Origin of the sequence: Novosphingobium sp., assembly GCF_036803765.1 — a bacterium.
Classification (GTDB): Bacteria; Pseudomonadota; Alphaproteobacteria; order Sphingomonadales; family Sphingomonadaceae; genus Novosphingobium.
Window position 1 is genome coordinate 37,733 of sequence record NZ_DAIRTS010000024.1, and the last position, 20,561, is coordinate 58,293.

Sequence of the window (20,561 nt, forward strand, 5' to 3'; positions counted from 1 at the left end):
CGGCACCCTGCCCGAAAGTGGCGGGCAAGACGCGTGAACGCTCGCCCGCCAAGGTCGATCAGCCCTTCCCGAGCATCCATCCAAGTGTATCGCGCAGGCCATGGCCAGGCTTTTGTCCGGTCGTGGCCTCGATCTTGGAGCGATCACCCCACAGCATCTTCACTTCGTTCTTGCGGACAAACGCCGGGTTGACCGTGACCTCGAAATCATGGCCCGAGATGTCCTTGATCATGGTGATGACGTCACGCAACGAGTGCGCTTCGCCCGAGCAGATGTTGAACACCTCGCCCACCGCCGCAGGGTCGGTGAGCAGCGTGGCATAGGCCTGCACGACGTCGCGCACATCCGAGAAGTCACGCGCGACGTCGAGATTGCCGAGTTCGATGGTCGATGCGCCGCGAAGGACGTGGTCGACGATCTTGGGAATGACGAAATCGGCAGACTGGCCGACACCGGTATAATTGAACGGACGGGCAATGATGATCGGCAGGCGCTCGCGATAGAGCGAGGCGACGAATTCCATCGCCACCTTGCTGACGGCGTAATCGTTGACCGGATCCGGCGCCACCGACTCGTCGATCGCGCCGCTCACGCGGTTGCCATAGATGTTGGCGCTGCTGGCCAGCAGGACGGCATCCACGCCGCCGACCGAGGCCACGGCCTCCAGCAGGTTGCGACTGCCGACGATATTGGTGCGATAGATATCCTCGACCACACCGTGCGAGACGAACGCGATCGCGGCGAGGTGCGCGACCTTTTCCGGGCGCAGGTCCGCTATGACCGCCTTGAGCGCAGCGGCATCCGCCAGGTCGCAGGTCCGCCAATCCGACAAGCCCTCGACCGGGCGCGTGATGGGGCTGTGCGAAATCCCGACGACCTCGTGACCCTGCGCTGCCAGGACCGTCGACAAGTGGCGCCCGGTAAAGCCGTCCACGCCCGTAATCAAAACTCTGCTCATGTGACGTCCCGCCGTTTACTGTCGCAAGGTCGGCCGGGCGACGGTGCCGCCCCGCCATGGCCTTGCAATATGGTCACTGTATCGCGATTGGCGAGGTCAGAACGACGCGTTGACGCGATTTCGGATGACGTCGGCGTCGACCATCATCTTGCACAGCTGCTCGAGATCGGTTTCCGGCTTCCAGCCAAGCTTGCTCATTGCCTTTTCGGGATTGCCGATCAGCAGATCTACCTCGGCCGGGCGATAGAACTTGGGATTGACGCGCATGACCGTCTTGCCGGTCGCGGTGTCGATCGCCACCTCGTTCTCTTCCTTGCCCGAGAATTCCACCTCGATGTCGGCGGCCTTGAACGCCATCTGCACGAAGTCGCGCACGGTCACCGTGCGATTGGTCGCCAGCACATAGGTATCCGGTTCGTCGGCCTGCAGCATGCGCCACATGCCCTCGACGTATTCCTTGGCAAAACCCCAGTCACGCTTGGGATCGAGGTTGCCCAACTCGAGGCAGTCGAGCTTGCCCAGCTTGAGCTTGGCGACGCTGTCGGTGATCTTGCGGGTCACGAACTCGCGGCCGCGCAGCGGGCTTTCGTGATTGAACAGGATGCCGCTGCAGCCGAAGATGTCGTAGCTCTCGCGATAGTTGACCGTGATCCAGTGCGCGTAGAGCTTGGCGACGCCATAAGGGCTGCGGGGATAGAACGGCGTATCCTCGACCTGCGGCACGGCCTGCACCTTGCCGAACATTTCCGACGTGCTTGCCTGATAGAAGCGGATCTTGGGGTCGACGATGCGGATCGCCTCGAGCAGGTTGAGCGGCCCGATGCCGGTGATCTCGGCCGTGGTCACGGGCTGGTCGAACGACACGCCGACGAAGCTCTGGGCCGCAAGATTGTAGACCTCGCTCGCGCCGGTGGTCTGCAGCAGGCGGATGCTGGAGGCGAGGTCCGTCAGGTCGTATTCGACCAGCGACAGGTTCTCGTGATTGGCAATGCCCAGCTCCTCGATCCGCCAGAAGTTAACGGAGCTGGTCCGGCGATAGGTCCCATAAACCTTGTACCCCTTGCCGAGCAGCAATTCGGCCAGATACGCGCCGTCCTGGCCGGAAATTCCCGTAACAATAGCGGTCTTCATAGTTATCCTCACTGCGAATTCAGGGATTTGGGGATACGGATATCGCGCATTCTGGCGCTGGCCGGATCGATGGCCTGCAACGGCGGACGATGGCGCTTGACCATGCTGCACTGCACCATGGCAATGTGCGCGGCCAGCGTCAATTGGCGCGCGACGGACTGAAAAGCCATTCCGCCAGGCGCGCACCGCGATGGTGAAATTTCCCGGGCGGGATAGGCGGGGTGTGTCATTCGACGAGGTTTTCGGTCAGTCGCTTGGCGCTTGCCACGCCGCGATCGTCGATCTGCCCGCGCGTATTGCCGCGCACTATACTTCCGCTGATGACATAGCCCGTGACCCCCGGCGCGATGGCAACCCCATTGGCACGATTGGCCGCAAGGCCGCCGAAGGGTCCGATCATGGCGGCAGAGACGATGATGTCACGGCCACTCTCGGCCGCGATGCCGTTGCGATTGGCGGCGAATACGCCGCCCTGGATCACCACGTCGGAAACCTTGCCCGCCAGGCGAATGCCGTCGCCGGCGTTAAGCACGGCGTGCATGTCGATGAAATGCAGGCCCATGACCTGACCGCCCATGCTCGTGTCGATGGCTACCCCATCGCTCTTGTGGCTGGACCCGGCCCAGACCCCGGTCAGGCGGGAGCGTACCACGCTTCCGCCCTTGCCGGGTTCGATTGCGACATTGGCCCGTTCGCCGTTATCGAAGAAACTGTTCGACACCGCCAGCGAGGCGACGACCTGGTCTGCCCCCGGATCGATCAGCAGGTTCGTTGCCTGGCCGATCACGCTGGTATCGGAAATGATCAAGGCTGCGGCATGGCGGATGCGGATGCCGGCAAGCGGCGCCCCCTCGTCCGCGCCGATGAGCACGCCTTCGATGAGTTCCGAGGTGTCTCCGCCGTCGACGAGAATGCGTGTGGCGCCTGCCGCCCCGCGGATCATGCGGCCATGCGACACCCGCGCGCCGACGCCGGTCAGGTGAATGCCGTTGAAATCGCCGGCGATCTGGAACTCACTGAGCCAGCTTTCGGTCCCCGACAGCGCAATCCACGAACCGCCGGTCTGCGGCACCGCGGCGATCATGCCCAGGTCCTGGACGCCGGCGCCATAGCCCGACACGGTCAGCACTTGCGCGGGCGCTGCCGCCGTCACGCTCACCAGCGTCGCATTGCGGCCATTGCCGGCAAGAACGGTCCCATCGCGCAGCACGCCGCCGCCGGAGTAGCGGCAGGTTCCGGCGGGCAAGACTATCCTGTGCCCCGCCTGCCGAGCCAAGAGGGCATTGAGGGCGGCGGTATCGTCCGTACGGCCGTCGCAGCGCACGCCGAACTGGCGCGCATCCACGAACGGCGTCGCCGCCACGTCACCGCCGGCCGCAGCGGATCCTGCCACCACCTGCGGCTGCAGCGCGCCCCACGCCGCCGACCCGGCAAAGCCGAGCAATGCGGCACCGAGGGCGATGGCGCAAAGCCAGGCGGGGGGGATCATCGGCTTCAGCATGGCCACTCTTTCCAAAGTGGCCATGATCTGCCTGCCACCCCCCGGCGATGACCGGCAAGGTCAAGCCGAGGCAGCGGCATGAACCTTTTTCGAGTGGCGTTCGGCAACAGCCTTCCCCTCACCCGGATTGATCGGCTCAAGGACGATACCTTCCAAAGCCAGGTCTGTCTCGGCATCGACCCACACCCGAATTTCCATGTCCTTGATCGGCTTTTCAAAGGTCAGGATATCATCAACGCGCCATTTTTCGCCGTTGGCGCCAAGTTGGGCCTTCCAGTGCAGTTTGGTGCCGCTGCTGCTCGCCACGTCGATATGCTCCGACCCGACCAATCGACTGGCCTCGCCGTGAGCCGTGATGCGATAGCTTTGGGCCGGCATGGCCGTATACGGCCCATAAAGCAGATACCCGGCCTGTCCGGTCGACCTGATGGACGTGCCATCGTGAACGCCGATGCTCGAATGCATACGGTGATCGCTGCCCCAAAGACGCATCACGTCGTCAGGCATCCACTGCCGGTACGCTGGCTTTCTCTGCAGGAGGCAGTCGAGAAGCTGCTCAGCGCTTTGCGTCCATGTCAGCCAATTTAAAGCACCATCCGCTTTCGCTGACCCGTTGCGCATCGCCTGCTCGATCGCTTCAGCAAGGATCTTTGGGTCGCGCGAGTTCTCGAAATAGCGCGCGCCATCACCGGCTACTTCTCGGAAGACGGGGATATCACGCGCCAAGACGGGAAGGCCATGATGAGCGGCCTCGATCAAGGGTAGGCCAAAGCCTTCGCCTTCACTCGCCGCAATAAGACAAAACGACGCTTGATAGACCGCATGAAGATGGTCGTCGTCAATGCCTTCCAGCCAAAACAGTCGCTTGCCCAGTTCGCGGTGACTGCGCAATTCAGCCACGAAGTCGTCCATCAGCCAACCCGGCTTGCCAACGATCACGAAATTGACGGCGACGTTCCTGGCCCAAAGCAATTCCATTGCGGCCAATGTCTGACGAAATCCTTTGCGCGGCTCAATCGTCGCGACGGTGAGGAAAGAGGGCTGAGACTTGATGGCGGTGATCGTCTTGGCGGCATCGTCCGAAAGCGACACGATCGTGTCGCCTTGTTCTTTGTCGCCGCCCAAATGAAACCAGTCGATATCAAGAGGCAATGCTCGTTGCGGTTGATAGTGACGCAACCAATCGTAAAACTCATCAGCAACGGCTTTCGATATGCAGATCCCGCCATCAAATTGCGCGATGGTCTCGAGCCAGCGATGATGCCCCGGTCGCGCGCCAGGCACGAAAAACTGTGGCGCCAGAACGGGCAGCAGATCGTAAACGACAAAGCGCACCGAGACGCCGGCCCTACGCCACTGTTGCAAAAGATCCTGCTGCTGGGGAACGATGCCGGGTTGCAGATCAAGTCCGACAAAGATGTCACCCGTCACGGGCTCGATAAGCTCGTCTTCCGACCAGTGCGGCCAGATATCCAGCATCTTGCTGGTGAACTGCCGTGCCGAGCGATAGCCCGGCTGGTTCCAGATAGCGTAGACCGGTTCAACGATGAAGTTTTCCGGCGGATCACGCAACCAGTTCATCAGGATTGAGCGAACGACCCGCTGAATGCCTGATCCCCAGTCCTTCTGCACCAACTCCGAAATGTCGACGTACAATCGCGGACGGCGCGGTTTCGCGGGAGCGTTATGCGAGACGGATCGGACAACCTTCAGCCAATCCGGTTCGGTCAACCCCTTGTCCGTTTCGATGAGCATCTTATCCAGACCGACGACATGGGTTGAGGCATCGGCGTAGATGGACTCAATAGCCAAAGCGTATTGCCGGGCACATTCACGCGGCTCGTGGTTGGTCGCGATGCGTTTGCGCGCTCGCGCACCTAATTCGCGACGACGCCTTTCGTCGTTACGCAGGGTCGTCAAAGCCTCGATCAATTCGCTATCGCTGAAGTCGTCAGGAAGTTGCCAGACGGTATCAGACGGCAGTTCCGCCATCGAGCCATTGGCGTTTACGATCGTAGCCAGGCCGGCATTCATGCAGTCGAGAACGGTTCCGGACGTTTCGCCGCGCGAGAGTGTGCGAAGCTGCACGCCGACATCGGCGGCCGCAAGCCACTGGCGGAAGGTTGCCATGTCGGCCCAACCGGTGATTTCGACACGACCAGCTGTGCGACTCCCCCGGATCGTTCGGACAATTGCGTCGCCATATTCGCCGTTGTTGTTCTCGCCGACAAAAACGAGGTGGCATCTTGGATCTGATGCAAGTGGGCTTTTCAACCAAGCTGCGAGCAGCCGGTCGTTCATCTTCATTCGGCCCAAAATGCCGAAACTGCAAACGATGAAATCGTCTTCAGCAAGCCCAAGAGTTTCTCGCGCAAGCGTTTTGTCCTGACCGCGGGCAGGCTCGCGCAGGTGTGGGATGTTGTGCCAACGATCGGCTACGCCTTTACCGTAAAATTGCGCCGCCAGCTTCTTGGAGTATTCAGCGTGGACAATCATGCCCATTGCGTCCTGAACAACTCCTAGACTGCAAGGGTACGCCCAAACCACATCAGCCGTGTCCGTAGCCTTGAACCGATGCACAACGGCAGGCCAGCCATGCTCCTCAAGCAAGGCCACAGCCCATGTACCGGGTGCCTCTCCGTGAACATCGCGATGCGCCACGATACCAGATAGGAAGAAGTCGTGAAGCACGACGACACCCGGGTACTGCTTCAGCAAATCAAACATATGCGCATGGAAATGCGAATTACCAAAATGGTACATGATGCGGTCGAAACGGTGCGCATTTGACTTAAACCAAGCAATGTCCCGAAGCGGCAGGTTGGCCTGGACATAGGGGTCGGAAACGCTCGCTTGAGGTGCGATGACGTCGATATTGTAATACCGAGCCAACTCGGGCAGTAATTCGGCACTATAATCGCTGATACCGCTGTTTTCTGCCGGGAGGGGAGAAAAATAGGCAAGCCTTTTGCGAGTGCTTGGTAAAGGCGAGACCTCTTCGGAGCGTTCGCGCAAACGGTGGCTGCTTTCAAGGCCGCGCCACGCCGCTTTTGCCGTTGCATCCCAACTGAATTTTTCTGCTTGAACCAAGCCATGGGCCTCAAGCTTTTCGCGGAACGGAACGTCTTCGAGAACCCGTCGCATCGCATCGGTGATGTCCGCGACGCTATAGGGATCGAACAGCGCCTCCGGCGTACCGATGACCTCAGGAAGGCTGGAAAGATTGCTTGCGATAACGGCGCGACCGCACTTCATGGCTTCGAGGGCCGGCAGTCCGAACCCTTCGTGCCAAGACGGGAAAACAAAGAGCTCGCAAGCACGATAGCAAGCCAGAAGATCGTCTTCAGGGATATATCCGGTCAGCACGAGTTCGTCGGGCGCAAGACCGGCTTCCTTTGCCAAGGATGTAAGGCGGGCACGATCCGCGGGCTCGATCGAACAGACGACAGCAAGTTGATGGGCACGACGCAAATTTATCGGCAGTTTCGCGTACGCCTCAATCAATGCCTCAATATTTTTGCGGTGATCGATACCCCCGGTGTACATCACGAAAGGCCGTACCAGACCATAGTCATGGGCCAAAGCATCGCGCTGCGCTTGTGTAACTGCAGCGGGGTAAAAATGCTCCTCCGCAGCCGTGCTGATGTTTACCACATTCCCTTCGGGGGTTCCGAGCCACTCGATCGCCTCGCGGCGCGACGAGGCGGAAATGGCCAAAAGCAAATCGGCATTTCGCAGATGTGCCAACTTGCGCTCGTACCATTTCTCAAGCATCGGATTCTTGAGATAAATTTCTCTATTGATCAGCGGAATAAGGTCATAGAGCACGGTGGCCGTTGGCAGCCGGCTATCAAATTTTCCTATGCTCGATATGACGTCGTCTCCCAGCCCCTCAAACAAGGAGGTGATGAGGACGAAGTCCGGCTTCAGGCTGGAAATGAATTGCTCGCGGATCAATTCAGCCGCTTCACGCCTTGCATCGCAGCCAGGATCTGCGTCCGCCACCGGTCCCGGAGCATCGAAGACCAGGATTTCACAATTGGGATCCTCTTCATACAGGGCAGCGCGAATGGGATCGATCGTTTCGGGAAATAGAGCACTCAACACAACGATGACTTCATGCTCTCCCCTCAGTCGCAACATCCCGCGCGTCAAGGATAGGCAATACCGACCAATGCCTCGCTTGCGGTTTGACCCCTGGGCACCTTGAAGATCGATAACCACCCGCATTAAAAAGCGCTCCTTGCGGCTGGCATCTGCGCCCGCAGCCTGTTCAATATCGTTAGCCCATGGCGACCCAAAGCTTGGTCATTGACCGCCGCGAGTGGCGATGGGGAAGAGTTGTGCTGAAGGGGCCCTGCCGGGGGGGTAAAAGCCAACGCCGGCGAGACGTGCATATTACTCATACCTGGCCTCGCTGCTTTGGCCATTATTTCAAATTGAAGATGCTGTTCGTCACGGAACTTTCGCCAGAAGGACCACCAACGGCCAAGGCGCTTTCTGCCGACGAGCCGCTCCACCTCACCCGGCAGCGTACCGGCCAGGGCTGCTTCGGAAGACGCCAGAATGTCGGCAGCTGCCCGCGCCCGGCCTTTCTTCGCGATCACCCTCTTGTAATGATCCTGCCCTTCGGGATCGGCGCTGCGGCCGAGATAGCGCTGATAGGTCGCCTCGATGAAGTCGGCATCGGTTCCCGTCTGCTCGATACGCGCGCGATGGTCCCTTGCGGCCGGCGATGCATGGATTTGCCCAAGCACGGCGAGGCGGCCAGACCCCATGCGCAATGCGGATTCATGAACCCGCAGCGCCATTGGGTCCGGCGGCGATCCAGATAGAAGAACAAAGGCGTGGGTGATGAAGTCGTGCGCCGGAAGGGCCAGAACATCTATGACGGTTACCGGCTCGCTCTTCATTGATACGTCTTCCTCAATCGCGCGCCCGGAAACCGGAATGGCGTGCGCCGTGCAGTCTGGCAGGATCGATAGGCCAACCTCTTCGGGCTGGTCTTCGAGTGTGAACCTCTCACCAAACAGGTGACGCAAAGGAGCGGCAAATCTCCAGCTGCGACTGCCGAACACCCGGGCCATATATTGGTTCCCGCGTGACAACTCCGTGGCAAGAAAAAGATTTTCCTCACGCCATTTTGCATGGGCACTCTCATGAGCCTGCTTCTCCGCTGCCAGCTCGGCACGGATTGCCCGCTCCAGATTGGCTGCTTCGTTCAGGGCAGCCTGCCGGGCTTCCCTGGCAGCCTTGGCTTCGCCCGCAAGAGCCGCTTCGCGCTGTTCGAACCGTTCGATCGTCGCGCGAAGTTCCTCGCGGAACTGAGCCTCACGGCCGGCCCTGTCGCGCTCGGCCGCGTCGAGAAGCATGCGCTCCCGCGCTGCCTGCGCCTTCGCCGCCGCGCGCACCGCCAGCCGCGCCCGGCGCGCAGCCTCGCGTTCGGCTTTTCGTTCGCGGACCAGGGCATCGGCACGCAAGGCCGTCTCCCGTCGCAGGGCTTGCTCGCCGTGGCGAACCAAGGTCTCGTGGAGTTGCGCCAGCATGCCCTCGAACTGCAGCCGCTCGGCGCGTCGCGCGGCATCCAACTCGTCCAACGCCGTGTCGCGTTGACGCTCGACTGCGCGAACGGCGGCGTCAGCGCGTTCGACGGCGAGGGTAGCGGCCTGGGCCGCCTCTGCCAACAGCACCGCTTCGCGCGCCGCGGCGGCGGCTTCGAGATCGGCATGGGCGCGTTCGAGGGAGCCCGCACGCTCCGTCAGCGCGCCGATCCGGTTCGCCGCATCGGCAATGGCCACGTCTTGCTCAGCCACGCGCGACTCCAGAAGGGAGCGAACCTCACCCAGCACCGTGGCCTTTTCGGTCAAGGCACCGATCCGGGCTGTGGCATCCGCCAGCGCCGCACTTTCCCGGGCGGCGGCCTGCGCCAGCCGGCTTTCTGCCTCGACCTGGTGTGCCGCGAGACGATCGGCACAGGCCGCTTCTGCGGACTGTCGAACCGCCTCGCCCCTTGCATACGCATCGCTTGCCACGGTCTCGGCGTTGGCATGTGCGTCTTGCACCGCTTGCTTCAGTGCGGCGATCGAGGCTTGCAGGTCCGCGGCCTCCTGCGCATGCTCGCGCTGGAGCAGAATGGCAAAATCGGAAACCCAATCGAGCTGGAAGCCATCGAAGATATTGGGTGGCAACGTGAAATGCCGATCGAGCTCCGGCCTCGCGTCGGACACGTAGAAACGGTTGAGCCCATCGTAATAAACGAAGTGGTAACCCTTCTCGAGCACCAGTTCATCCCAGTCGGCATGAACCGTATCGCGGCTGCCGGGATAGTTTGCCTCGATCACCACGATCCACGGCCGACGGGACGCGTGCTGCCAGCTTTCGAGCACCTGGCGCTCCATCCCCTCGACGTCGATCTTGAGGAAATGGATGTCGTCCCCCGGCGCAGCGTCCAGCAGGTCATCCAGCTGGATCGTCGGCACGATGATTTCGGCGTGCTCGAAATTGGCGGAGCGATGCGCCTCGGCGATATGGCGCTGGCCGGTCGAAAGACCGGTGCCGGGGATGGCGAAGAACGGGGTGGTTCCGCGCGTGCTGGCAACGACCGCCTGGACCACCTGGTCGCGCGGGCGATCCTGCCGCAACAATGCCGCATATTCCGGGACCGGCTCGACATGGATGCCATGCCACCCTGCCTCCGAGAAAGATTTCGTCACCGAGTCCTTGATCGGATGCTGCGCACCCACGTCGATGAAAAATCCGTTCGCCACATCGCCCAGGGCCCGCCACAACAGGACGTCCTCGAAATTCTGGGCGTAGGTACGAATTCCCATTCGGCGATCTCCCACGCAGCGTTAGGGGCGGGGTTGTCCGGCCATAATGGCTCGAGTGTCAAGCCGCCTGCCTCGACCGGTCTTTTCTACGTTTCATCCCAAGCCGCGCTTTGGCCAGGCTTGGGCCTTGAAATCACTGCTAACAGATTTTTCCGGGAGCACAGCGACCGGCAGCCACGCACCGATGCATTTTCACCGGCAACAGCATCCGCTGTGGACCTAGATCGAGGATCCACGACGGGATCAGGCACCCCGCAGATGAAGGTTGTGGCTGTGGACGTCGAGCGCATTCTCAAAATCGGGATAGAACGTCAGGCGGCCCTCATCGAGGACTGCGAAACGGGTGCAATGATCCCTGACGTAATTCACGTCATGCGAGATGATGAGCATGGCGCGGTCGCGCCGCTTGTGAAACAATTCTTCTGCGCATTTTTCGTGGAACTTGGCGTCACCAACGGCGGTGATCTCGTCGATCAGGTAGCAATCGAACTCGATGATCATCGAAATGGCGAAGGCAAGCCGGGCGCGCATACCCTGTGAATAGGACCGCAAGGGTTCGCGCAGGTACAGACCCAGCTCGGTGAAGCTGGCCACGAAGTCGATGTTCTGGTGATAGTCCTGCTTGTAGATCCGGCTGATGAAGCGGACGTTGTCCAGGCCCGTCAGCGAATTCTGAAACGCGCCGCCGAACGCGAGCGGCCAGGAGACCGACATGGAGCGGGTGATCGTGCCCGACGTCGTGGCCTCGGCCCCGCTGACAAGACGGATCAGGGTCGATTTGCCGGCGCCGTTGCGGCCAAGGATCCCCAGCTTTTCACCCCGGCCCAGCGTGAAATTGATGTCATCGAGAACGAGACGGTTTCCCGCACGCGTGGGGTAGACCTTGCAGACGTTGCGAGCCTCGATCATTCCGGCGTGATCCCGCGCGTGACGGTGGCCACTTGAGACAGGGCCAACACGGTAAGACCTACGCAACAGCAGACCAGATAGGGCAGGTCGTAGTGGGTACGAATCTGTCCGCCAAAGTAACCATCGCGAACGAGCTCCACCCCGTTCACCATGGGGATGTACAATGCTGCCTTCTGTGCGCCTGCCGGCAGCGCATCGACCATGAAAGCAGCCCCGGAAAGCGGAAACAGGATGTAGGCAGCCGGATGCCAAAGTCGGTCGACCAATTCGCTTCGCTCGGCGAGCGCACCGAGGAACATCGCTAACGCTGCGCCGAACCAAGCCAGCAAAAGCCACCCTTCGACGACGGTCAAGACGTCCACCGGTGGCTCGAGCCAACCGATGTAGATGTAGAACAGGCTGAGCACGACGAACGAAATGGTTGCCCCGCCGGCCTCCAGCAGGAGTCGCGCCAAGAAGATGTCGATTACGCGAACATTGCGGTGATACATCAAGGCGAGGTTAGGCTCGATCGCCCCGATGCAACGTGAGGGCATGTTGCGCCACAGCAGAACGCTTGAGTAGCCGGTCAGTGCAAAAGCGACAATCGGAAGCGATGAGCCGTGCACGGCCTTTGCCATCGACCACAGGATCGTCACGCCGGTGGTGAACAGCATCGGCTCCACGAAGAGCCACAGAAAGCCGATGTTGTGCCGGCCATAGCGCGTGAGCACCTCGCGCATCAGCAGCGCGAAGATCACGCGGCCCTGGATCCGAGCGCTGCGCCCGACCTGCGCGAGACTGGTGCTCTCCATCGACTGCCCGATCAATCGCGATGCTCGAGCATGCCTGCCAGCAGCATGCTGATGATCGCCCAGGCAGCAAGGCCCAGGATGAACGTCGACAGGATGCCGCGCAGACGCCGTGGCTCGAGTGCCTCGTCCGGCGCATTCGGCGCAACGATCCGTTCGACATAGGCCTGCTTGCGCCGCGCCTCGTTCTTGGCCTCCTCAAGCGAGGTCATCGCGCTCGCCAACTGGCGATCGGCGAACTGGCTTTCGAGGGACAGGCGCTGATACTGCGCCGCCCGCGAAGACAGCGACTTGCTGCCGCCCGCGACCTGGCCCTGCTGCTCGGCGATCGCCTGGCTCAGACCCTGCGCGCGTGTGGCCAGAACGTCGATCTGCGGATTCTGCGGGGCGACCGAGCGCAGTTCGCGCAACTGGGTCTGCGTGGCGATCAATTCGTCCTGGAGCTTCGACACCATCTGCAACTGGACGCCGGCCTGCTTCTCGGGATCGACCACACCCGCCTGATTGCGATAGGCCGAAAGCGCAAGCGCAGCGTTCTGTGACTTGGCCTTGGCCTCGTCGACTTCGCGCTGCGAGAAGCGGATCAGGTCCTGCCGGCCGCGCTCGTTAAGGTTGTTGACGGTTGCTTCGGCCATCTCCAGCAATCGCTCGTTGAAGCGGCGCGAATCCTCGCGGCTGTAGGCGCGAACCTTCATCGTCACGATCGACGAGGTCGAATCCTGTTCGACGTCGACCTTCTGCTGATAGTACTTGTAAAGCTCTTCGAAAGAACCGCCACCAAAGCCAAAACCGTTAAACCGGTCGAACATGGAAATCGACGGCGCGGTATAGGCTTTCAGGAAGGCGTCATTCTTGTTCAGTGCAGCCAATGCATCGCGAGACTTGACGAAGGCTTCGGCGGCGTAAATCTCATCGCCGGCGTTACCGAAACCCGTGCTCTTGAGCAGGATACCAAGGCCAGTCGTGGATTGCTTGTCAGGGCTGCGCACGACAAACCGGGATTCGGAAATGTATATGTCGGACGCAATCAGTCCGTAGTACAGCACCGCAAGGGTGGTCGGAATAACGACGGTGATAAGAAAGAGCGGACGCGCTTTCCCCAGGTTCTTGCTGATCAAGGTTCGCATCTAGCCCTTATCTGCTGATTTCGTCGCGATGATCATTGTCCGATCGTCACGCGGTACGTCACCTACCTTATTGTTCCACATTGTTTCACGTGGCCAAATGAAGCAGATCACGACCGGTTTTCTACTGGGTTGGCGCTTTAACCGCCTCCGCTGCGCTCGTCCACAATTATGCCGCAGGTGCACACCAAGCCGTCCGGCCGCAGCTTTTCTTGATCATGGGGGCGGCATGGGCCATATGCACACCACCATTATTCGCCCTCGTACGAGGGCCCCCACGGATAACCGGCTGTTCCCCATGATGAAAAACGCTTCTTTCGCCCGTGGCCTGGCGCCGGTAACGCTTGCCCTCGCATTGTCCGCCTGCGCCTCCGTCCCCAGTTCCGGCCCATCCGCCGGCGCGATCGTCAAGGACGCTCCGCAAACCGCGGTGGCGGGTGCGGACATCAAGGTGATCGATGTTACCGATTCGGTGACACGGGCCATTCTGGCCAACAGCCGCCAGGCCTCGTTCGCCGAAACGCTGGGCGACGGGCGCGCCATCGGGTCGGTCATCGGCAAGGGCGACGTGCTGGACATCACCATATGGGAAGCACCGCCCGCCGCCCTGTTCGGCGCCGCCGGCACCACGAGCCAGCTGACATCGTCGAGTTCCACCGCGCGCGGCACAGCGCTGCCCGAACAGATGGTCGACAGCGACGGGCTCATCACTGTGCCCTTCGTCGGGCGCATCCGCGCCGACGGCATGACGCCGCAGGACATTGCCAAAACGATCTCGTCCCGTCTGGTGGGCAAGGCCAACCAGCCCCAGGCAATCGTGCGCCTCGTCCGCAATGCCGCGGCAAACGTGACCGTTGTGGGTGACGTCGCCAGCAGCGCGCGCGTTCCGTTGACCGCCCGCGGCGAGCGCGTGCTCGACGTGCTGGCCTCGGCGGGCGGCGTGCGCCAACCGGTCAACAAGATGACCGTGCAGATCACGCGCGGCCTCAAGGTGGCATCGCTGCCCCTCGACACGGTGATTCGCGATCCTGCGCAGAACGTGCATCTTCAGCCCGACGACGTCATGACCGTGCTTTACCAGCCGTTCAGCTTCACCGCGCTCGGGGCGATCGGCCGCAATGATGAGATCCCGTTCGAAGCCACGGGACTTACGCTCGCTCAGGCCCTCGGGCGCATTTCGGGCCTGCAGGATTCGCGCGCCGACGCCCGCGGGGTGTTCGTGTTCCGCCTCGAGGATCCTGCCACCCTCGATCCCGAAATGCGCGCCACAGCCCGCATGACGCCCGATGGCAAGGTACCCGTGATCTATCGCGTCAACCTCAAGGACCCGGCTACCTTCTTCGTTGCGCAAAGCTTCCCGATCCGCAACAAGGATGTCCTGTTCGTCTCGAATGCTCCGCTGGCGGATATCCAGAAGTTCGTGAATGTGATCTATTCCACGTTCCTGCCTGTGGCGACCACCGCCACGGCGCTGCGTCAGTAACGGCTGGCGAGTCGATGCCTGCACCACGAGCAAAGCTGAAGGCCCTACCTTGAGGCCGTTTGTCCAATTGCTGCCCTACCGTATCGACCAGGCCCTCTCGTGGAGGGGCCTGCGTCGCTGGCGTGTGGCGCGAAAGCGACGCGATGCGCACGCCAAGGTACCGGCGGCCGTGCCGAACACGGCCGACCCACGAAGACGGCTCTATGTCGATCTGGCCGTGCTGAGCCGTCACGATGCCGGCACCGGCATCCAGCGGGTGGTGCGCGCACTCGCGCTCGCGCTTGCCAGTGCGGCAGGCGATGAATGGGACGTGCGATTCGTCAGCGCGACGCGCAAGCGCGGCTATCGCGTTATCGACTGGCCCAGGCAGTGCGATCCTGCCGGCAAGCCCGACATGCAGGGCCGCCCGGGTGACATCTTCTTCGGTCTCGATTTCTCGCTCGACGCGGTCCGGTTCCACCGCGGGGACCTCGCCCGCTTTCGCCGTGACGGCGGAAAACTGTGGTTCCTGGTATGCGACCTGCTGCCAGCGGAACGCCCCGAATGGTTTTCTACCAACCTGGTGATCCGCTACAAGGCCTGGATCGAGATCATTGCAGGCCTGGCCGAAGGTTTCCTGTGTATCTCCACCCAGACCAAGGAAGACCTGACCCGCGTGCTGTCAGCGCATCTCGGCCTCGACGGCGGGTATCGGACGGCATTGCTGCCGATGGGCTACGATATCCGGCAATCGATGGTATCTGCGCCCGACTCCGCTCCGGTGACGTCGCGCGTCGATCTGACCGCCCCGTTCACACTCATGGTCGGCACGCTCGAACCACGCAAAGGCCATGCCGACGTGGTGGAGGCCTTTGACATCCTCTGGTCTGAGGGTTCGGACGCTCGTTTGGTCCTCGTTGGCCGGGCGGGCTGGAAGAACGAGGCGTTCATTACATCGCTGCGCGAGCATGCGCAGTTCGGCACCAAGCTCATCTGGCTCCCGGACGTCGATGACGCCGAACTCGAAAGCATCTACAGCTTCGCCAGCAGCGTGATTATCGCGTCGCATGCCGAAGGCTTCGGCTTGCCGTTGATCGAAGCCCTTGGGCACAACAAGCCGGTCCTCGCGCGCGATCTGCCGATCTTCCGGATGCACGAGCATCTGGGAGTCCGTTACTTTGCCGCTGACGCCACGTCGACACAGCGAGCGGCCACTATCGCCGCTTGGCTCGAGGACGCGGCAACCGGGAAGATCACCGTCCGGGCGCCCGAGGGCGATTGGACGGACTCCGCTCTTCAGACGCTGGCAGCGTTCGGCTGACCGGGCGAAGTCTGTCCAATCGCCCTTGGGCACCCGGTCGTCTCTTACTCCGGCGCGATGTTTCGTCCTTCAAACCGGGCGATGGCATGGCGCACCACCTTGCCCAGCGCCTCTTCCGAAAAGAAGCCGCCGGGGATGAGGCAACGGTCTATCAGCACGCGGCGGAAGGCGGCGAAGGTCGCCGGGTCGGGCGGGGTCGGGTTGGCCCAGAACGCGTCGAGGCCGTCCTGGCAGGTGATGCCCGCAATATCGTAGACCGCATGGCCCAGCGCGATGACCGGGATGCCGACCGCGAGGCCCAGTGTGCCGCTGGTGCTGTTGACGGTCACCATGCCGCGCGAATCGCGAGCGACGGGGACGATGTCGCCCCAGCCGAGATAGTCGACGCGGTCGGCCACGCCATAGCGTGCCGCCATGTCGGCGGTCTCCTGGCGCCAGTCGCGCACGCCGTTGTCGAGCGGGTGCTCCTTGACCACCAGCCGCGTGTCCGCCGGGGCATGCGCGGCGAACGAGGCGACGATGAGTTGCAGCGCCGGGAGAATGCCGGCGAAGGGCGAGTGCAGGCGGATCTGCGCATCGGAATCGAGCTGCAGCGGGAAGAGGAAATAGCTGCCCGGTGCCGCCGATAGCCGCGCCATCAGCTGGGCGGCGTCGGCCTCGCGCTGCTTGCGACGGCGCAGCTTGCGCGCCCAGCCCATGCCCTCGACCAGCGGGTGCCAGGGACGGTGATTGTTCCAGTGCGGATAATGCCAGCGCGTGAACACGTCGGCGGCATTGTAGAGCAGCCCTTCCAGCGCACGACGCCGGAACGAGGATGGCACCTGGCGGTGTTCAGGAACCGGGGGCAACGTTGCCGCAGTATCGAGGTACCATTGCGGATCGCGGGGCAGCAGCGAGTGGCCATTGACCCCGCCCTGTTCGAGCGTGACCCAGTCGGGCCGGATATACCCTTCCTCGAACACGTGCACCGGGATGCCGCGCGCACGGATCACCGGCTTGGCGGCGAGGTGGTGGTCGCGGCAATCGCCGAACAGGACGACGTCGGTGATGCCATGCTCCACCAGCATGGCATCGAGCGCCGCGGGCCATTCCTCGAGCGAGCCGCGATAATCGATGCCGCCGGGCAGGCGCCAGAATGCGCGATCGCCGCCGTTGAAATTGACCTTGTGGACACGGTGGCCCGCCTCAATGAGCCCCTGCCCCAGCCGGCGAAACAGCGGCCCCATCAGGCCCTGGAGCAGGAGGACGCTGCGCTGTGCTGGGGGTTCGGCGGGCAAAACACCCGCCTGGGTCGGCGCAGCCGGCTCGGGGAATGGCAACAGTCGCTCCGTCGTCTTGGCGCCGGCGTGACCGTTCGAACCGGGCAGCGGCAATCTATCGAGGCCGCGCGTTAACCGCTCCTGACCGTCCCGGCAAGCGGTGTACCGGGTAAGCCGCAAGCGGCCCGCGCCCAATGGACAGCGCTCGCCGGATGACATGAGCGCACCCCGCAGGTATGGGCGCAAAGGCGAGGCTGCGGCCTCGTGGGTTTCGACGCAAGGTGAACAGGTAACGTGCTGATCGTGTTGGTTGTCGTGGGCACTGCCTGGCTGATGGATGGCCTCGTCCGCCCGCGTACTGCTCGCAGCATGCGCCAGGCCATGGGCCTGTGGCTCCAGGCGCTCATGGTCGTCACGCTCCACGGCGCGCTGCTCGCGCTGGCCGGCAATCCCTGGGTGGCGGCGGCGCTGACGATCGCGCTGCTGGCCCTGTTCGCGGTCGTCTCGAATGCCAAGCACGCCATGCTGGGCGAACCGCTGGTCTTCACCGACCTGGCCCTGATCGGGGCGGTGTTCCGCCATCCGCAATTCTATCTCTCCGCGGTCAGTCCCTGGCAGCGTGCGCTTGGCGCGCTGGCGGGGCTAGTGCTGCTCGGCGTTCTGGGCGCACTGTTCGATCCCTCGCCGGCGCGCCACGCCGCCGGCGCGATCTGGGCAGGGGTCGGGCTTGCCATGCTGTGGCTCAGCTTGCGTATCGCGGGCATCGCCCGCCTGGCGCCGCGCCCCGATCTTGCGGGGGACGTGAGACGGCTGGGGCTGCTGCCGGTGCTGCTGCTCTATTGGCTGCGCTGGCGCGCGAGTGCCGATCCGGCACCCTGTCCGCCCGCCACCGTCGCGCGCGACGGTGCCGCCGACGCGGATGCGCCCACGCTGGCCGTCGTGATCCAGTGCGAAAGCTTCGCCGATCCGGTCGAACTGTTCGGCGACGATACTCTGGCCCTGCCCGCGCTTGCACAGGCCCGCGACGATGCCTGGCAGTGGGGCAATCTCGCAGTCAGCGGCTTCGGCGCCTATACCATGCGCACTGAATACGGCGTCGTATTCGGCCGCAGCGAGGAGGCGCTCGGCTTCCGCCTGTTCGATCCGTTCCTCAGCGCGCTGGGCGAAGGCAGCTACGGGCTAGGCTCGCGCCTGGCCGGCGCCGGCTGGCGCAGCCTGTTCCTCCATCCGCACGACATGCGATTCTACGGGCGCGACCGGATCATGCCGGCGGCGGGCTTTGCCGAATTGGTGGGCGAAGATCGTTTCACGCCGCCCGCGCCGCACGAGGGACGCTACGTCACCGACGATGCGATGGCGCAGACCATCGCGGCGCTGGCCCATGACACCGCAATCGATGCCGCCAGCGGCGCTTCGGCGCGCACGCTGCTCTATGCCGTCACGATCGAGAACCATGGCCCCTGGGCGCCGGCGGAGGAGCCGGACAACGCGGTGACCAAGGGCGATCTCAAGGCCAGCTATGTGCGCCTCGTGCGCCGATCCGATGCCATGCTGGAGCGCCTGCGCCGTGATCTGGCCGCGCTCGGCCGCCCGTCGCTGCTGGTATTCTTCGGCGACCATCGGCCGAGCATTCCGGGCGTGACGCGACCGGGCGGCGACCGGCACACGCCTTATGTCATGCTGCGGCTCGATGCGCAGGGGCGCCCGATTGCCGGGCCAGGCGCAAATGGACCGGGCCGGGTGGACCTGACGCCTGCCGAACTCCACGCGGCGATCATGAGGACGCTGGCATGACGGCCCTGGCACCAAGAGCGCGGGGATGAAGCCGCTCAGCCGGGCGGCGCCAGCGCCGTCAATAGCCGATCGCGCAAGAACCGCGGCAAGGCGCGGTCGAACAGGCGCAGCACCGCGAAGGGCCAAGGGAATATCGCGTGGCCCACACCCCGCTGCGCCGCGAGGACGATGCGGCGCGCAGCCTGTTCGGGCGTCATCAACAGCGGCTTGCCGCCGGGCACCTGCCGCCCCGTCGCGGTATCGATGAAGCCCGGAGAGACCAGCGTCACGCGCATGCCGTACCTACGCAAGGCCAGCCGCAGCGCATCGGCAAAGCGGGCAAGGCCGGCCTTGGATGCGGCATAGGCGGCCGCGAACGGCAGCGCGTGAAAGCCTGCCGCCGATCCGACGAGGACCAGCGTGCCGCGACCGCGCGCGGCCATCCGGTCTCCGAGCATCGCCGCAAGGGCGCTCGGCGCCACGAAGTTGACCTGTGCGACCTGCTGGACCAGTGCCGGATATTCGACGCGATCCCCGGCCCTGCGCGTATCGCCGATGCCCGAGGCGAAGAATGCCGCATCGAAGCGATGCGAATCGTCCGCCTGCGCCATCAACGCCAAGGCTGATTCGAGATCGGCGAAGTCAGCTACGGTGACATGCGCCACAGCGCCCGCAGCACGACATTCCAGCGCCACGGCATCCAGTTTTGCACGGTCTCGCCCCCACAAGACCAGCGTCACGCCGGGGGCAGATAGTTCCCACGCAAGCGCTCGGCCCAACCCGCCGGATGCACCGGTTATCACGATTTTGGGCCAATCCGGTTCACGGCTGCTCGCATTTGCGGTTTGCGAGCCTTGCTGAAAAGTCAAATCCGGTCATCCTGTTACGTTATGCAACGATCTGAACGTGTTGCACTGCAACCACAAACGCTGCGATGCACCAAGTTGGTGGTAATCTAGCTTGACAGGCTTTCGGCACTCCTGTCCAGAATGGCTGCGATGCATCGAAGCCGACCAAGCCCCCCCGCTCGACCGACTCGCATCCGGTTGTTCCGCAATGAACAGTTGGAACGGTTGACCGTCATTGCGCCCCGCACATTCTTCGTGTTGTGGGCATGCATGCTGCCGTTCATCGCGTGGATGGGCTGGAACACCGCCTCGCCGCTCCATGCCATCGCCCTTGCTATTGCGGGCTTCGTCGGCTGGTCGTTGTTCGAATATGCGATGCATCGCTACCTGTTTCACTGGACGGTGCAATGGGCCCCGGCCCGCTGGCTGGTCTACCTGGCGCACGGCAACCACCACGACGATCCGAACGACGGCATGCGCAACCTGATGCCGCCCTCGGTCAGCCTCCCGATCGCAAGCGTGATCTGGCTGGCGCTCGTGGCGGCAATCGGCCCGGCGGGTACCTGGGCCTTCCTCGGCTTCATGATCGGCTATGTCTCCTACGATGTGGTGCACTACGGCTGCCACCAGTGGGCCATGCACAGCCGGATCGGC

General features: G+C 62.9%; 15 protein-coding genes. 4 read left to right on the top strand and 11 right to left on the bottom strand.

All coding sequences use genetic code 11. The features are described 5' to 3' along the window. Nucleotides 1-58 precede the first annotated feature (58 nt). The 9 genes from V7Q48_RS14780 to V7Q48_RS14820 all read right to left on the bottom strand — a co-directional run bounded on the left by V7Q48_RS14780 (nt 59) and on the right by V7Q48_RS14820 (nt 13,109). Nucleotides 59-958: a GDP-mannose 4,6-dehydratase gene (locus V7Q48_RS14780; protein ID WP_333839035.1), complete on the bottom strand. Its 900-nt coding sequence runs from the start codon at nt 956-958 to the stop codon at nt 59-61. A gap of 96 nt (nt 959-1,054) precedes the next feature. Next, entirely contained in the window at nt 1,055-2,089 is a 1,035-nt protein-coding gene (gmd, locus tag V7Q48_RS14785; RefSeq protein ID WP_333839036.1) for a GDP-mannose 4,6-dehydratase, read from the bottom strand. An 8-nt stretch (nt 2,090-2,097) separates the two neighbouring features. After that, the gene (locus tag V7Q48_RS14790; protein WP_333839037.1) at nt 2,098-2,319 is read right to left on the bottom strand and encodes a hypothetical protein; all 222 of its coding nucleotides are present in this window, start codon (nt 2,317-2,319) and stop codon (nt 2,098-2,100) included. Next, entirely contained in the window at nt 2,316-3,578 is a 1,263-nt protein-coding gene (locus V7Q48_RS14795; RefSeq protein ID WP_333839038.1) for a glycosyl hydrolase family 28-related protein, read from the bottom strand. The genes V7Q48_RS14790 and V7Q48_RS14795 overlap by 4 nt, the downstream gene beginning before the upstream one ends. A gap of 72 nt (nt 3,579-3,650) precedes the next feature. Beyond that, nucleotides 3,651-7,820, bottom strand: coding sequence for a glycosyltransferase (locus V7Q48_RS14800; protein WP_333839039.1), 4,170 nt, complete (start codon nt 7,818-7,820; stop codon nt 3,651-3,653). Further along, on the bottom strand, nt 7,820-10,420 hold the full coding sequence (locus V7Q48_RS14805) for an FkbM family methyltransferase (RefSeq protein WP_333839040.1): 2,601 nt from the start codon (nt 10,418-10,420) through the stop codon (nt 7,820-7,822). Before V7Q48_RS14805 ends, V7Q48_RS14800 begins: the two co-directional genes overlap by 1 nt. A gap of 243 nt (nt 10,421-10,663) precedes the next feature. Further along, nucleotides 10,664-11,329, bottom strand: a complete 666-nt coding sequence (locus V7Q48_RS14810; RefSeq protein ID WP_333839041.1) for an ABC transporter ATP-binding protein — start codon at nt 11,327-11,329, stop codon at nt 10,664-10,666. Beyond that, nucleotides 11,326-12,123, bottom strand: a complete 798-nt coding sequence (locus V7Q48_RS14815) for an ABC transporter permease (protein WP_333839042.1) — start codon at nt 12,121-12,123, stop codon at nt 11,326-11,328. Before V7Q48_RS14815 ends, V7Q48_RS14810 begins: the two co-directional genes overlap by 4 nt. Nucleotides 12,124-12,134: 11 nt before the next feature. Further along, on the bottom strand, nt 12,135-13,109 hold the full coding sequence (locus tag V7Q48_RS14820) for a hypothetical protein (protein ID WP_333839043.1): 975 nt from the start codon (nt 13,107-13,109) through the stop codon (nt 12,135-12,137). Nucleotides 13,110-13,344: 235 nt separating this feature from the next. Between V7Q48_RS14820 and V7Q48_RS14825 the strand changes: the two genes are divergently transcribed. Beyond that, on the top strand, nt 13,345-14,727 hold the full coding sequence (locus tag V7Q48_RS14825) for a polysaccharide biosynthesis/export family protein (RefSeq protein WP_333839044.1): 1,383 nt from the start codon (nt 13,345-13,347) through the stop codon (nt 14,725-14,727). Nucleotides 14,728-14,896: 169 nt separating this feature from the next. Further along, nucleotides 14,897-16,027: a glycosyltransferase gene (locus V7Q48_RS14830; RefSeq protein ID WP_333839045.1), complete on the top strand. Its 1,131-nt coding sequence runs from the start codon at nt 14,897-14,899 to the stop codon at nt 16,025-16,027. A 44-nt stretch (nt 16,028-16,071) separates the two neighbouring features. On the opposite strand, the gene V7Q48_RS14835 is transcribed toward V7Q48_RS14830, so the two are convergent. Continuing rightward, nucleotides 16,072-17,304, bottom strand: a complete 1,233-nt coding sequence (locus tag V7Q48_RS14835) for a capsule biosynthesis protein (RefSeq protein WP_442947146.1) — start codon at nt 17,302-17,304, stop codon at nt 16,072-16,074. A gap of 276 nt (nt 17,305-17,580) precedes the next feature. Here V7Q48_RS14835 and V7Q48_RS14840 point away from each other — a divergent pair, with 276 nt between their 5' ends. Next, entirely contained in the window at nt 17,581-19,080 is a 1,500-nt protein-coding gene (locus V7Q48_RS14840) for an LTA synthase family protein (protein WP_333839046.1), read from the top strand. 35 nt (nt 19,081-19,115) lie between these two features. Here the strand turns inward: V7Q48_RS14840 and V7Q48_RS14845 are convergent, their stop codons facing one another. Then, nucleotides 19,116-19,862, bottom strand: a complete 747-nt coding sequence (locus tag V7Q48_RS14845; protein WP_333839048.1) for an SDR family NAD(P)-dependent oxidoreductase — start codon at nt 19,860-19,862, stop codon at nt 19,116-19,118. Nucleotides 19,863-20,177: 315 nt separating this feature from the next. Between V7Q48_RS14845 and V7Q48_RS14850 the strand changes: the two genes are divergently transcribed. Then, nucleotides 20,178-20,561, top strand: a 384-nt coding sequence (locus V7Q48_RS14850; protein ID WP_333839049.1) for a sterol desaturase family protein, incomplete at its 3' end; no start/stop codon positions are given.